Here is a 15,150-nt window from a genome sequence, read left to right on the forward strand (position 1 = left end):
GCTACCAAAAGTGGCGATTACCCAAGAAGCCCCCACTTCAAGCAACCCGTGAGGGTGGTAAGAGGGGGTAGTTCACTCAAAACAATATCCCAGTCTATAGCTCAGCGGTAAATGTTAATAGGGTACAGCTAGAAGATTACAAGAATGGTTACGATGAATTGCCGAAGATGCCATATGATAGGGACAGAAGTTCACCTAGAATTGGCACGATTCGCTATAGAGACTTAAAGCCATGGCTTAGTGCGGAAATGAAAGAGAATAAACGAAACAAGGAAAAAATGCATGATAAGAAGTTCTTCCAACCTATTTTGCTTGCAATGATCATCGGGAATTTTCTTATTGCGGTGAGCTGGATGCCGTCATGGCAGTTGGATGATGGCATGTTCAGTGATGACTCTCCATCTTTTTTAATAAATATCATAAACTTTATGCTTCTTATAATCGTGGGGGCTTATTGGCGTGATAAGGTGAGATGGTATCGTTCTTTAAGAGATGTCGGGCTTCTTTTATTTGCGCACCTGTTAGGCGGGGCGTTTTTGCGATTGTTTCAAACGGTTCCAACTGGGATGTTCGATGCGATTATCGTTGATGGATTGACGCTAGCTTTATTCAATGGAATTTTCTTTATCATGTTCAGAACTCTACGAAAGTTGTTGTAAAGACCACTCCTCAAAAATAGGGTAGAGTTCGGGCACTAGAGTGATAGAATATGACTAACTGACCCAATAGCCGCAACAGTCGGTTTGAATAAAGGGGTACACCATGATGAATTTCATATTGGTGAAGCAACTGTAGGAATATTGTGCTGAGGGAAAATATCGTGAGCCATGCTTCCTTCAAATTAAAAAAATGAATATATATTACCTAATGTATAGGAAAATGTAATGGAAGAGGTGCAAAATGAATTTAAAAAATAATCACATGAATAATATCTATTGTGTTGGTCGTAATTTTGCTATGCATGCTAAAGAATTAAATAATCCAGTACCAACATCGCCTTTCCTTTTTTTAAAACCATCTCATGCACTTGTTGAGGCAAATGGTGAAAAAATTGTGCTGCCTAAGGACAAAGGAGCCATTAGGTATGAGACGGAATTAGTTTTAAAAGTTAGCAAATCTTATAAAAGAGGTATTACAGTTGATGAGCTAGTCCATTCCATGGCTCTTGGGCTTGACATGACACTAGTAGATGTTCAAAATGATTTAAAGAAAAAAGGCCAGCCTTGGCTATTGGCTAAAGGATTCAAAAATTCAGCAATTATCACTCCATTTATTCCCTTTCCGGGTGTGGAAGATTGTAAAAAAGTAAACTTTAGTCTAGAAAAAAATGAGAAGACAGTTCAGGTTGGAAATATAAAGGATATGATCTTTGATTTACAAACGATTGTTGATTTTGTAGGTCTTGAATTTGGTTTAGGGGAAGGGGATATTATATTCACCGGAACACCTCAAGGGGTAGGAAATGTCGAAAATGGGGATAAATTAAAGTTGTTTTGGGATAAGGAAATATTAGGTGAGTGTACAGTTGCACTCAAATAGAGTTTTACTTTTCATTCGCTGCCTTGTATCATTTTTGCAGAGGGTTATAAATAAGTCATAAAGGCCAACATCTATCCGGAAAACGGGAAATAGACCCGGTCTTCCGGAGTTCATTTATTTTTATGTTTGAAAGTTCTTTTAGGGACTATAAACCTTATTTAAATAGTATAGGTATTGATCATATGAAATGGAACTTTGATTATGGAGTATAATGGGATGCAGAATTTTGGGAGTTATATAAGCCCGTGGCAACATCGAATATTTTGCTAAATGTTTAAACGATGGTCTTGTGACAAAATTTTTCAGATAGGCTGATAGATTACTTCCTGGCCTTCTTGTCTTGTTTAAAAATTCAATCATATGTTCAGCGCTCTCTATTCCTACTCCGTGTCCGAAATATGTGTCATTTCCAAGAACAACGGCATTTTCTCCTCTCCACCAAGGTGTTTCCGGATTATAATCTGGATTATTAAAGTAGACGACATCTCCAGGTAAGATATAATTCGTTATAATGTTGTGTATTCCAAGATCGGGATCAGCATGCCAACTATATAAATAGAGATTTCGGAATAATTGATTAAATGCATTTTCATCCATACTATTTAGAACGGCATGGTAATAGATAATCATTATTGCGGTAGCACATTCAAATGCATATAGTGAACTATTTTGGTAGATGTCTCGAATCGCATCAGATGGTTTTACACCATCCCTTAATTGGAATCCACCAGCATTTGTCAATAGCCAATATTCGGGATTACAACGAGATTCTGCTAGTAGTGAAAATGGTGAATTGCCTTGATTCATGGCTTTTGCACTTACTATGATGTTTTTTCGCAACTTAATTTCAAACAAAAATTCATCTTTGGACTGATACGAATAAACAATGGGATTATCTTGCATTAGCCGAATGATTAACCTTTCAATGTCATCCGTTTGCCACATGTCGCTTGGTTGAAAATCCATTCCTGCTAGTTGTATCAATAATTTTTCCTCCTATCTAACCATCATTAGTGTTTTTACCAGCATATTCGGCCTTCTTTTGAATGTGTATTTCTACATCCGAATATAAAATTTGGACTTCCCATGGGGCGCAATCTTAATACATATGGAGCTTTTTATGATATTATTGTGTTTAATTCATGAATGGTATATCTTATATTAGTTATGTATTCTAAAAAATTGTAATCACATAAAAAATAAATAATGATGTGGGGGATTATTGTGTCAACGGAGAATGAACTAATTAATAAATCCTATTATCAAACGATTATAGATAAAAACAAAGAAGAACACCCAATCAAGCTTTTGGGTGAAATGTACATGGAGGAAATGCAAAAGGAACGGCCAGAGCTATCCGCTATTCGTTTTGCTCAAGGGGAAGTTTACTTCTTGAATAAAGATTATGAAGCGGCAATTTATAAGTGGCAATATCCTTTAGACGAACAATTCATTCCATGGGCTCAGAAAAATATAGCAGATTCGCATATGGAAATGGGGTTATTGGATCACGCAGAAAAATATTATATGGAGGTTCAAACGGAATCCGTTAAGTTGAAGTCGGAAGTCTTACTGCGGCTTTTTTCTCTGTATATACAACAAGGTCAACTAGAAAAATCTGTTGATACAATTAAAAATGCTGTTACGTTAAATCCGGATTATCCCAATGTAACAGAAATAGCCAAAACTTATTTTGAGGATATCAAAGATTGGGATAGCGCAGTAGAGCTTGCAGTTAATGAGGCAATACGAACGGAATCTCTATCATGGTTTGAGATTTTAGAAGGGTATGCTAGGCAAGGTTTCACATCCAACATGGAACCAAACTATTTTAATGAAGTGCTAGCAACATTATTACAAATCGATAAATATCGTTTTGAAAGTCTGACTGAAGGATTGTGGATCAGTTATAAACAAAGTGACTTTTATATCCAATGGCTAGAAGTGATTAACCAACTTCTCTTGAATTACGGCATGGAAGCCTCTTATACCTGCAAAAAGCTCCCGGCCTTATTTGAAGAATCGTATTTCTATTTAATTAGCGGAGAGTTTTTAATAAAGGATATTTCGAATTTAGTAAACAATCATTTAGCGAATTGGATAGAGTTGTCTTCTGGTTCTGATACCTTACGTTCATCAAGCGCAGTTCTTGCCTGGGAAGAGACTTTTCCATCCGAAATTGCTGCCACAGTAATTAATGAAGCTGAACACCATTTCGAAAATTCAACTCCTAACCCAAATGGCGGCCAAGAAGGAATGGAGCTTTTGAATTCTATTAAAACATGGGCGGAGAGAGAAGGCTTGTTAGAAGATTTATCTGAATTTATGAAGCCTATGTTAGATGAATTTAATATGGATGTGGCAAGTCCAACCAGAATACGGAATTTGATTAAAGCTGCAATCGAGTTTATGTTAGAACAAAGGGTAGAATTGGAAAATGTTATTTTGGAAGAAATTAATTGGAACGAAGAAGTCCTAACAGAACTGCATGATATTCAACATCAGTTAGGTGAGATGGAAAAAGAAAAAGCCAGCATCATGACAGATTCGTTCCATAAATTAACAAATAAATTAACCAAGAATATTAAGGTTGAATTGCCCAAAATCCTTCGAAGTTGTTCCGAATTAGTGAAGGAGGACAGTGACTTTTCTAAAATCCATATTGAATTAAATGAAGAAATGAATAGACGGATTACAGACTACATGGAAAAGAATGCCCTACCTGAGTTTAAAGATAGTTTTCAAGCATGGATAGAGGATTGCGAAAGAGAGTTCCAGGACAGCCAGAATAGATGTAATGCCTTTAACGAAAGTATGAACCAACAATTTAATGAAGAGAAGCTTACATTGACAGGTGACTTTAAGGTATTGGATGACTGGCAACGAGATATAGACCGTATCTCAAGGGGAGTGCTACGGTTTGAAAAGGTAAATATATTGTTGCGTAATAATCCTTCCCAGCTGTTTTTAAAGGGTGTGGGAAAACTTTTAGGATCGATTTCGAAAAATAATGATATGCTCCATACTAAATATAAAAACCATATTGAAAATGTGGATTATAGTGAAATAACAGGGGAAATCATTAATTCGTTCATACAACAATTAGAATTGTTCGAGGAATCCATTGAATGGGATATTAATCGATTTTTCTCCAATCCACAAAATGAGCTTCATAGTTTAATAGTAGAAGTGCAGGAGAATATTGAAAAACATAACGATTCCTTAAATAAGATGCGCGAAAAACCCGAAATCTATCGAGACCCGCTTACCTTGTTTGAGTTAAAATTACGTCAATATGAGTTGATGAATATGATTAGTTAATTATATTTTGTAAAAAGTTAATGAGACATGAAGCCCTAGATTTTTTGAATAAATCTAGGGCTTTTTATACTGTTTCACGTCTTGACATCTGGAACATCTACACTTGGCGAGCAATAAACTACTTATAATAATACGTGAAGGTGTGGGAACATGACAAACAGCTTAAAAACAAAAACGATCATAATACTTAGCGGATACAGGCGAATTAAATTAACCGTTCATGTTGCAGACACTCCAGGAAAAATAGAAAAAGGCTTAATGTTTGTTGAAAGATTACCCGAAAATGAGGGGATGTTATTTGTGTTTCCAGGAAAAATATATGGTGGTTTTTGGATGAAAAACACATACATTCCTTTATCCATTGCTTTTCTTGATTCAGATGGGCAAATTCTAAAAATAATGGATATGGCGCCTTGTATGGGAGATATATGTCCTATCTATGATCCACAAGTTTCTTATCATTATGCCATTGAAGTGAATCTTGGATGGTTTGAAAAGAACCAAATCAAAGAGGGGGATTATGTGAAATTTGATGGGACATTAAGGAAAGTACCTTGGAACCTCGTGACTTAGTCATGAGAGGTTCAGTGAGCGGATTAAGATGAATCAGAATATGAATTCGTTTTTAATAGAGGCTTTGGATAGTTACTGACCTTGCAATTTTCTGTTCACCTAATACCAAATGTATGTTAATGCAGCATTTAAAAAACTTCTCGTGGTTAGTACCAGATACGGTTGGGTGATGTAGATAGAACTTTAGAGGATAATGAAAAGAAAAGCGGAAGCGCCCGTATAGCGACGTACGGACTGCGCCTGGCCGTGCCAGGTGGTCCGATGTTGCCGCGCAAAGCGGCGGTTTTAATCGGACATTCCACTTCCGTAGGAGATAAAGGAAACATGCCCCTTCATAGGGGTATGCCGACGTTGGCCGCAAAGGCCGTACTTAGTCGGCCTTCCTTTAGTACTTTGAGTCGATGTTGACTTTCACCACAAGGGTATAAGTGCGACTAAGCCTCTGGTTTCACCATCGGCAAGTCTTCTTTATCGCACGGAGGTGAAGGAAGTCTCGCTACGGCTTTAGCGCTGGAGCTAGACACGGAAGAAATAAGGATAGTTTTAAATAACCACCCTTATTACTATTTAACTTTTAGATGAACGTAGTCTAGGTTCCCGAATGAAATTTCCGACCTTTTCTAATATAACATCAAGGGTATTATCCTCTTTTATTAAGTCATAGTCTGTGATGTCTATTCTTAAAATTGGACAAGCATTGAAATTACTTATCCAATCTTCATAACGATGGTACATTTCTTCCCAGTAAGAAGTAGGGGTGCTTTTCTCCATTGTCCTTCCACGTTCATTAATTCGCTCTAATATTACATCAAAAGGACCTTCTAAATAAATAAGTAAATCAGGATGGGGGAAATAAGGTGTCATTACCATGGATTCGAATAATTTAGTATACGTTTCATATTCCGTCCTAGACATGTTGCCATTTTCATAGTGCATTTTTGCAAAAATCCCTGTATCTTCATAGATGGAACGATCCTGTATAAATCCTCCACCATACTCAAATATTCTCTTCTGTTCCTTAAAACGCTCTGCAAGAAAGTAGATTTGTAAATGGAAACTCCAGCGTTTAAAATCACTATAAAAGTTTTCTAAGTATGGATTTGTTTCAACTTTTTCCAATGATGTTTTAAATTGAAGTGCATTGGCTAATGCTTTTGTCATGGTTGATTTGCCAACGCCTACTGTACCTGCGATAGTAATGACGCTATCACCAGGTATTTGGTACTTTTCTCTAAGATTCATCCGAATCCCCCTTTATTATGCTAATTTTCTAAGTTGTTCATCGACCATTTGTATAATTTCTTCTAAATCACTTTGATATTGAACAAAGTCCATTATATCGCCATCAATTCGGATAACGGAGAGATCTGAATGAGATCTTTCTAAATAATTGATATAGTCCTCATAATCCGATGACAATTGTTCAAGATAGGATACTTGTATATTTTTCTCTATGGTTCTACCACGTCTCTTTATTCGATTCATCATAGTATCGATACTAGCGTGTAAATAAATGATCATATTAGGCATTGGCATATCTTCGGTTAAAATTTCATAGATCTTCTCAAATTTAATCATTTTGTCGGAGGATAAGGTACGCTGAGCGAAAATCATGTTTTTGAATATGTGATAATCAGCCATTACAGGTTTCCCCATCGACAAATATTGTTGTTTAATATCCTCTAATTGCTTAAATCGATTGCATAAGAAAAACATTTCTGTTTGAAAGCTCCATGCTTCCATATTCTCATAAAACTTATCTAAAAACGGGTTTTCCTCTACTATCTCTTTTAGTAAATGAAAATTATAATGACTAGATAGCTTTTTAGCAAGTGAGGTCTTTCCAATTCCAATGGGTCCTTCAATTGTAATAAAGGGTATGTTGGCCATGCTAATCCTCCAATCTACTTTTACCATTGCCTCATTCTCAACTTACCATTCTAACACAGGTATAGGAAGTTTTTATCTTTCTGTAATTGGAAGTTTTATGCAAATTTCTCTACACTCTCTTCCGTAATTCATTATAATGTGAGATATTACTTAATGTAATATAAAAGATTGATGTTCCACTTAGTGATTTACATACATTATTAAAAAGGGCAATTATGAAATTGATTTAATTTGTGTCGGATGTTTTATCAACAAGAAACAGACTTAGATGGTACTATTAATTAATTTAAAAAATACAGTATCTTTTTAGAGTGATACGTGTTATACTTAGAGTAACTTAATTGTTCGTGTTAGCAATACAGGACCTATGTCATATCTTTACAACGTATATCATCGTCTTGAATTAATATCAGAACAACCAAAGTAATAAACGTGCATGATGCACAATGGAGGAATTTCATATGAACACAGGTTCAGTAAAATGGTTTAATGCAGACAAAGGTTTCGGTTTTATCGAAGTTGAAGGTGGAGACGACGTATTCGTACACTTCTCAGCAATTCAAGGCGACGGTTTCAAAACGTTAGAAGAAGGTCAACAAGTTTCTTTCGATATCGAAGAAGGTAATCGTGGACCACAAGCAGCTAACGTTGTTAAATAATCATTTATAGTAAAAAGTTCTTCTGTAACCTAAACTAACTGAAGTGACACTTAAAAGTTAGACTCGGTTATTTCATCAGTTAATTGTTCAAAATGAGTTCGGTAGTATACCGGACTCATTTTTAATTTTGCCTTCATATATTTTTTCTTTTCTAAGACGTAACCTGTTCCATCCAACTCGTAGCAACCTCCGTAATATTCGCATCCTTCTACTGCAATAGATATAGACTCTTTGATACGAACCATTACAAAAAACCTGAAGTATTACATCAACATATCATTTTTAAGTTAAAATGGCTCCAAGTTAAATAGGGTTTATGCTCATCATTGTAGAGGATAACTCTTTTTTATACGTTTCACAGGAGGACAGGCAGAACCTTTGACCAATAAAACTTATTCTTTTACGATGAAATACAAGGAGTGAAGTAGAATGACAACTTATTTAACACCATTTACATTTCATAACGGTGTCGAGCTTCGTAATCGCTATGTGATGGCGCCGATGACGACATATTCTGCTAATCCAGATGATACGGTGTCGGACGAAGAATTAGCGTATTATGAAGAGCGTTCATATGGAGTAGGGGCCGTGATTACGGCATGTACATATGTAATTCCAAGCGGTAAAGGCTTCCCGGGCCAATTCGCGGGACATACGGATGCTTATACTGATAGTTTACGTAAAGTAGCACAGGCGATTCATAAAGGTGGCGCTAAAGCGATTTTACAAATATACCATGGAGGTAGACAGTCGCCTCGTGAACTTGTGCCAAATGGCGATGTTGTCAGTGCAAGTGATACGATAGCGGCAGATGGGGGAAAGGCACGCGCATTAACAGTTGAGGAGATTCAAGAAATTGTGAAAGCATTTGGTGAAACAACGCGTCGTGCCATTGAAGCAGGGTATGATGGCGTTGAAATACACGGTGCCAATACATATTTACTACAACAATTTTTCTCTGGTTTCACAAACAAACGCACAGATGAATATGGAGGCACGATTGAAAACCGCATGCGTTTCCCATTAGAAGTTGTAGCAGAAGTCAATCGCGTAAAGCAACAATTTGCAGATGATTCATTTATCGTTGGCTATCGGTTTAGCCCAGAAGAGCGGGAAGAAGATGGTATTACGCTCAATCATACGGTACAGCTTGTAGATCGTTTAGCGAATGAGTCCCTTGACTATTTACACATTTCACTCGGAGATTTCCGTTCCTTAGCACGCCGTTACGAAGGTGAGAAAGAAAATCGCATCAAAATCATACATCGTGTTATTGATGGTCGTGTACCACTTATTGGTGTGGGGGCCATTCATTCGAAAAAAGATGCATTAGAAGCTATGGAAACAGGTGCAGAACTATTAGCATTGGGACGAGAATTATTAATTGAACCGCATTGGGTTGAAAAAATGAAGGCAGGAGAAGAAGTTATTACAGAAATGGATATGACACGTGATCATGTCATTCCCGGACAAATGATGCGCATGATGCAATCACGTCCTGGCTGGGTACCTGGCGTTAAATAGTAAACAAAAAAGAGGTTGTCTTTCATAAGGTACACCCCGGGAGTTGGAATGAAAAATCTAGCAGCTGGGGTGTTTTTTTAATGGTTAAATAAAAATGGAAAGTAATATTAAAAATAGCAAAAAGTATTTATAAGTTTATACCATTAAAAAGAGACACTGCCACTTTAAAGAAAACTATTAACCTTATAAGGAGAATTCATCTTGCCTATGGAAAGAATCCAGAACATTATTGACAAATATAAAGGAATTACATTAGAAGAAGTTCTTGAAAATCATAAAGAAATGTACGAAGATCAGTATCAATGAAAATGCGTACGTGATAGGAAAAATATTTACAGAATCTATAAATTTGAAGACAATCAAACACCTTCATGACGTGAATCTATATATTTGTGAACAAGCTAAAAAAGAAGTTGAATGGATGATAACAGTTGAGCATATCTACTTACATGAGGAACTATCATTTAATCTAAATCCAATCCTGTTTGGACCTCCCGGTACCGGGACAATCTATCAAGTTTCTACAAGGTCACTAGAGATACTCTATAATCGAACTTCAGAAAAATTAGAAGATTTTCAAGAAAAATACAAAGAGTACCAACAAAATGGCCAAATTCGCTTTATTACTTTTTATCAATCCTTTTCTTATGAAGATTTTATTGAGGGATTACGTTCGGATGGAACTGCATTTGTACCAAAAGATGGAGTCTTTAAACAAATTGTAATCGATGCTCTTTATGCTGGACTGACATCAGCCAATAATCAATTGGAAGATTACGAGACTAGAAAAGAAAAAGTAATGGAGGCATTTAAGCAAAAAGATGCGTTTAATTTTCATTCAGCCAATCGATTTATCATGATTATTGATGAAATTAATCGGGCTAATATTTCAAAAGTATTCGGTGAGTTAATTACGTTATTAGAGGAAGATAAACGGTTAACAAAAGAAAATGAAACACGTGTAAAACTCCCATATTCTGGGGATACGTTCGTTCTTCCGCCGAATATCTATATTATTGGTACGATGAATACAGCTGATCGTTCTATTGCATTAATGGATACTGCATTAAGAAGAAGGTTTGGATTTGAAAAAATTGTTCCACTACCATCTCTATTAACACAGGTGGAAGATATTGATTTGCCAACCCTCCTTCATCGTATGAATCAACGAATTGAAGCATTATACATTAGGGATCATAGGATTGGACATGCCTATTTTATTAATGTTGGAACTTTGGATGAATTAATCATGACAATGCAAAATAAGATAATCCCTCTATTACAAGATTATTTTTATGATGATTGGGAGAAAATTGGCTTGGTACTTGGTGGAATTGGCAGGAGTGAACAAGATTCTTATATTATTTATCAGGAAAAAGTAGATGTTTCCGCTTTATTTAAGCATGCAACAGACTATACTAGCTTTGACTTCCCGCCAAAATACCGAGTTAAAGAAAATATTACCGTTGAAGATATTAAAGGGATTTATGAATAATGAAAAATATTACAATCAGAGAAGCATTCGATTGGCTGCATCTGGATGATAATCATTCTAGTGGGCTCACAAATGTAGAATGGGAACATCTTCTTCAATTCCTGGATGAGAAATATAAAGGAGAGAATATAGTAGAAATTGGAATTCATCGGCTTCGCTTTATCAATCTCGTTGGTATCATTCAATTGAAAACCGTTCGAATTGAAATACTACCTAAGCTAGATGAAAATTTGGAAAGTAACTCATTCAATCGAAGGTCTCTTTTAAATATGTTACGTGTGACCAAACAATTACCCGTTCAGCTAAATAACCGTACCACTAGTGAATTTGAAAAGGTTGATTTATCTCACTTATTGGCATATTTATTTGTAACGGAAATGTATAAAACACTGAGACGAGGATTGTATCGTAGTTACGAACAAAAAACAGATAATCTCAAACATTTAAAAGGAAGACTACTAGTTTCTCAGCATATTAAAAAAAATGTCTACCAATCCGTGAATGCTTATTGTGAATTTGACGAGCTTTCTACGAATGTTCCTTTAAATCAAGTATTAAAAGCGGCTTTAAAAATTATCAAACCATTTGTAAAACAAGGATCTCTTCATACGCAGATGTGGATGATTTTTGAAATGCTGGATGAAGTAGATGATCTCTATGGAATAGAGCAATCCTTTTTAGACTCGATTGAGATCAATAGGCAAAACCAACATTATGAAGGTGTATTACAGCTGGCAATCGCAATTATCCAATCAACCATCATGAGTTCGGGAGTTAGTAAACAAATCGCTTTTTCTTACTTATTTAAAATGAATGATCTATACGAGGCTTATGTTGGTGAATGTTTAAAAAAATTATTAGCACCTACATTCTATAAGGTCGATTTGCAACATCAACAGAAAAGATTATTGGTTAATGTATTTTCCGGTAGAGAGAATATTTCATTAAAACCCGATTTCGTCGTATCGAGAATGGAGCAAAATGAGCAAATACCTATAATGATCTTGGATACGAAATGGAAAAGCATCTTTACCGGCTCCCGCCTAAATTATAATCAAGGGGATATTTACCAAATGTATGCTTATATTACAGCATATAAAACTGCTCAACGCTGTATAATTCTTTATCCGGCTTTGAACGAGCAAGGTCTATTACCAAAATGGTTAGTACCAGATACGGTTCCTGAAAAATATATAGAGATGAAAATGATACGGTTGGATGATGTGGATAGAACTTTGGAGGATTTGGAAGAGGTGTTGGTACTTTACATCGAAGGTATTATTTAAAAGCTTTTGTTCATCAAGTATGGGACAATTTCCATTTATCACTTCTTAACTGGCTGTAAGACCCTCACTTCAAGAATTCGAGTTAACCAAGAAATCTAAGTGGGGGACAACAGCCAGTGGCGCCCTGATAAGTTCAACTAACAATCAGTGGGGGATGCAAGAAAACCCCCACTGATTGAGTTTCACTTTATATGTATTTTCTACGGAACTATAGGGATAGGGTGTGATTGCTAGATAAGGAGGGGGCGGTGTCGTGATTCATCTTATATTTGGAGCTGCTGCAACAGGTAGTTTAAAACACACTCTAAGTAAGAAAAAAGAGCATCAAGTTATTGGATTTCCAATTGATTTTTCGATTGGGCCAATTACAAACATTCATAAAGAAAACGGTATCCATCATTATTTTTCTTGGTTGAAGTCTTCATTTCACACAGTGTGGGGCTATTTGGAAGATGATCAAACAACTTATCATCAGTCATTACAAAAGTTGTTGGAAATAGGGGATGGTGAGCAAGTAACGATTTGGACTTGTGAAAATGCAACAGAGCAAATAGGACTTAGAATTAGCTGTTATTTGTTAAAGGATAAGGAAGTTGGGTTAAGTTATGTAAATACATTTCATGCCATGAATGATTATACAAAGCAAAAAGATGTCAAAATGAATATTCGCCAAACGGGGGAGTGTAATGCGGAGCAGCTTGCCCATTTTCAAGAGCATTCGACTTATCCACTATCAGAGAATATGAAAAGCGATTATGTACGAGATGGGGAAAGGTTGTTAAATAGTAAAAGTATGGTTCGCTCTTGGCAGAATGAAGAAATAGTTGATGATGTAGAAACAAGGGACGACCCATTTATATTGGAATGTGCGATACGGCTGCATCATGAAATGAGTAATCATGAGTTTATTAATCCAATGAGAGTTATTGGTGAGGTAGTAGGTAATTCGGAGGAACCGTTATCCGACTCTTGGATTGAATATAGAATACGTGCACTCATTCATTCTAATCATTTGGCTTATGAAGGTAATCTTCAATCTATGCGTATGTATAAAATAAAAGTTGTGTAGGGAAGTCGCCAAGAACAGTGGATCTTGTGCTAACGGGAAGAAGTGTTGAATCATGATTTATGCTAAACTGAGCCAATTTAGTATATATAAGTGATGGAATTTGATTAAAGGATGTGTTTCAATGCAAGAAATATTGACAGAATTCTTGGAAACTGAGATTACTGATCAAGAATATTATGATGGAGTTATTCACTTTATATATTCAAGTAATATTAGATGTGGAGAATATGAATGTAATCAATTTGTCGTTAAAAAGATGGACTTATTAAACTTTATTATTTTTGAAGAATATGTAATAGATAAAAAGAGAGAAATTCATCATTCATTTTCCGCCTCTAAAAGTAAACTACTTAAAGCGATTAACGAATATGCCAAGAAACAAGGATTTATCATAAGAAGTTTTGACTGGGCTAATTAGTTAGCTTTAATACAAATATATCTAACTACAGGAAGTTGAGCGTAAGTGGAGCTAAAATAGATTTTATAATGTAAAAGGATGGATTTTGATGTCAAGTCATCTATTAATTTCGACTATGAGACCTATGGAAGATTTGGAATTGGAAACATACAATATTGATATTGTATCAGGTGAGGATTACCTTCTTTGTATGAAGTTACCTTTAACCTTGCCATATGTTTATGAAATTTTAGGATATGAAAAACGGCACTTTATTTCATTTTTAGATGAATTTATGGAGTATGGTGATGCAGTTGAAGTTTATGAATACTGGGATGGAAAAAAGGTATTACCAGAGTCAATCAATGTCCCTAAAGAAGCAAGAACGATTAATCTTTTGCAGCTTACATATAAGGATGAGTATGGAGAATACCAATTGAACAAAAAGAATTGGTTGAATGAACTTGAAACACGTACAGTGGTATCAAATCGTAGTGTCACAACATTTTCGAAATACTAATTTAAATTTTTAACGATCTGGTGCGATGATTTAAGTGGAAAAATTCTTCTCGTGTAAAAGATACAGGTTAGTCGCGTAAAGAATAAAAAATAATTTTAGGTCAAAGGGAGAATGAAATTGGAAAAGAAGAAAAACAGTATACTAATTTTCGTGGGAATTTGCATTTTACTTGCGGGAGGATTTATTGGTAGTGGTTTAAGTGAAGTGGCGGACAGCATTAACCAACAAGTCGAAGAAACTGATGATTCATATAGAATGGTTGTGCAAGATGGTATTATTTTCGGGTTTGTATTATTGTTTTTTCTTTTAGTATTCCGCTTGTTCCAATTAAGAACAAACAATCCATGCAGTACAGAAGAATCAAAATACAAATTGGTCCAGGAAGATGCTATTTGGAAAATCAATCAATGGCAACCGGGTCACTTTATATCGATCTGAAAGATTTAGACGTTTCACAAGCGACTCAAGAAAGATTGTGGGCGCATTTGCAGTTTAAAGATTATACATATTACAGGTTGAAAAAAGAATTACAGGATAAAAATGACAAACGGATTAACAATGGAGTCTTTTTAAAAACGGAGAAAAACAGTCGTTATTTGTGCATGTCATACCCCGTCTATGGTGGGTAGGTTACATGACCTTTGATGAATTGAACAGAGAAAATCCATATTGGTTAACAGACTTCTTCAGTGAAAAAATTGGGTGAATGCCAAAAAGGAGCTATGGTTTAAACAAAAGCGGATGTACAAGATGGTTGGATAATGGGAGAGGGACAGCAAATACTTTATGGTGGCTCTAGCATATCACCTTATTTTTGAATTGTAAAGAGTAATAGTTTAATTGCTATGAAAATTTTAACTCTTTAAATATACTTTTC

The 15,150-nt window shown here is 35.5% G+C and carries 16 protein-coding genes and 1 pseudogene; 13 read left to right on the forward strand and 4 right to left on the reverse strand.

Features of this window, described 5'->3' with window-relative positions; translation table 11 throughout:
• Positions 1 to 167: 167 nt before the first annotated feature.
• Positions 168 to 659, forward strand: coding sequence for a hypothetical protein (locus tag KM885_RS17040; protein WP_047186738.1), 492 nt, complete (start codon positions 168 to 170; stop codon positions 657 to 659).
• Between the two features lie 241 nt (positions 660 to 900).
• Entirely contained in the window at positions 901 to 1,539 is a 639-nt protein-coding gene (locus KM885_RS17045) for a fumarylacetoacetate hydrolase family protein (protein WP_216884299.1), read from the forward strand.
• Positions 1,540 to 1,677: 138 nt separating this feature from the next.
• Here the strand turns inward: KM885_RS17045 and KM885_RS17050 are convergent, their stop codons facing one another.
• Entirely contained in the window at positions 1,678 to 2,523 is an 846-nt protein-coding gene (locus tag KM885_RS17050) for a protein-glutamine gamma-glutamyltransferase (protein WP_216884300.1), read from the reverse strand.
• A gap of 240 nt (positions 2,524 to 2,763) precedes the next feature.
• Here KM885_RS17050 and KM885_RS17055 point away from each other — a divergent pair, with 240 nt between their 5' ends.
• Positions 2,764 to 4,860 carry a tetratricopeptide repeat protein gene (locus KM885_RS17055; protein ID WP_216884301.1) on the forward strand — a complete coding sequence of 699 codons (2,097 nt, stop codon included), beginning with the start codon at positions 2,764 to 2,766 and terminating at the stop codon, positions 4,858 to 4,860.
• Positions 4,861 to 5,010: 150 nt separating this feature from the next.
• A complete protein-coding gene (locus KM885_RS17060) occupies positions 5,011 to 5,433 on the forward strand; it encodes a DUF192 domain-containing protein (RefSeq protein WP_216884302.1) in 423 nt (140 codons plus the stop codon).
• A 567-nt stretch (positions 5,434 to 6,000) separates the two neighbouring features.
• Here KM885_RS17060 and KM885_RS17065 read toward each other — a convergent pair.
• Positions 6,001 to 6,675, reverse strand: a complete 675-nt coding sequence (locus tag KM885_RS17065) for a deoxynucleoside kinase (RefSeq protein WP_047186764.1) — start codon at positions 6,673 to 6,675, stop codon at positions 6,001 to 6,003.
• A 15-nt stretch (positions 6,676 to 6,690) separates the two neighbouring features.
• Positions 6,691 to 7,323 carry a deoxynucleoside kinase gene (locus KM885_RS17070; protein ID WP_145543325.1) on the reverse strand — a complete coding sequence of 211 codons (633 nt, stop codon included), beginning with the start codon at positions 7,321 to 7,323 and terminating at the stop codon, positions 6,691 to 6,693.
• A gap of 461 nt (positions 7,324 to 7,784) precedes the next feature.
• Here KM885_RS17070 and cspD point away from each other — a divergent pair, with 461 nt between their 5' ends.
• A complete protein-coding gene (cspD, locus tag KM885_RS17075) occupies positions 7,785 to 7,982 on the forward strand; it encodes a cold-shock protein CspD (protein WP_047186766.1) in 198 nt (65 codons plus the stop codon).
• A 50-nt stretch (positions 7,983 to 8,032) separates the two neighbouring features.
• Here the strand turns inward: cspD and KM885_RS17080 are convergent, their stop codons facing one another.
• Positions 8,033 to 8,227: a hypothetical protein gene (locus KM885_RS17080; RefSeq protein ID WP_216884303.1), complete on the reverse strand. Its 195-nt coding sequence runs from the start codon at positions 8,225 to 8,227 to the stop codon at positions 8,033 to 8,035.
• 184 nt (positions 8,228 to 8,411) lie between these two features.
• On the opposite strand from KM885_RS17080, the gene KM885_RS17085 reads away from it, so the two are divergent.
• The 8 genes and pseudogenes from KM885_RS17085 to KM885_RS18340 all read left to right on the forward strand — a co-directional run.
• Positions 8,412 to 9,506, forward strand: coding sequence for an NADH-dependent flavin oxidoreductase (locus tag KM885_RS17085; RefSeq protein ID WP_216884304.1), 1,095 nt, complete (start codon positions 8,412 to 8,414; stop codon positions 9,504 to 9,506).
• Positions 9,507 to 9,855: 349 nt separating this feature from the next.
• Positions 9,856 to 11,001: an McrB family protein gene (locus KM885_RS17090; RefSeq protein ID WP_244987067.1), complete on the forward strand. Its 1,146-nt coding sequence runs from the start codon at positions 9,856 to 9,858 to the stop codon at positions 10,999 to 11,001.
• Complete coding sequence (locus tag KM885_RS17095; RefSeq protein ID WP_216884305.1) at positions 11,001 to 12,287, forward strand: McrC family protein; 1,287 nt, start codon at positions 11,001 to 11,003, stop codon at positions 12,285 to 12,287. Before KM885_RS17090 ends, KM885_RS17095 begins: the two co-directional genes overlap by 1 nt.
• 253 nt (positions 12,288 to 12,540) lie before the next feature.
• A complete protein-coding gene (locus KM885_RS18205; RefSeq protein ID WP_068672184.1) occupies positions 12,541 to 13,356 on the forward strand; it encodes a DUF1835 domain-containing protein in 816 nt (271 codons plus the stop codon).
• A 121-nt stretch (positions 13,357 to 13,477) separates the two neighbouring features.
• The gene (locus KM885_RS17105; RefSeq protein ID WP_068672183.1) at positions 13,478 to 13,774 is read left to right on the forward strand and encodes a hypothetical protein; all 297 of its coding nucleotides are present in this window, start codon (positions 13,478 to 13,480) and stop codon (positions 13,772 to 13,774) included.
• An 88-nt stretch (positions 13,775 to 13,862) separates the two neighbouring features.
• Positions 13,863 to 14,273, forward strand: coding sequence for a hypothetical protein (locus KM885_RS17110; RefSeq protein ID WP_068672182.1), 411 nt, complete (start codon positions 13,863 to 13,865; stop codon positions 14,271 to 14,273).
• Positions 14,274 to 14,390: 117 nt separating this feature from the next.
• Complete coding sequence (locus KM885_RS17115) at positions 14,391 to 14,711, forward strand: hypothetical protein (RefSeq protein ID WP_068672181.1); 321 nt, start codon at positions 14,391 to 14,393, stop codon at positions 14,709 to 14,711.
• A gap of 157 nt (positions 14,712 to 14,868) precedes the next feature.
• A pseudogene (locus tag KM885_RS18340) lies at positions 14,869 to 14,979 on the forward strand (DUF6339 family protein); the annotation flags it as partial.
• Positions 14,980 to 15,150: the final 171 nt, after the last annotated feature.

The sequence above is a fragment of the Oceanobacillus caeni genome, from assembly GCF_019037185.1.
Lineage (GTDB): Bacteria > Bacillota > Bacilli > Bacillales > Amphibacillaceae > Oceanobacillus > Oceanobacillus caeni.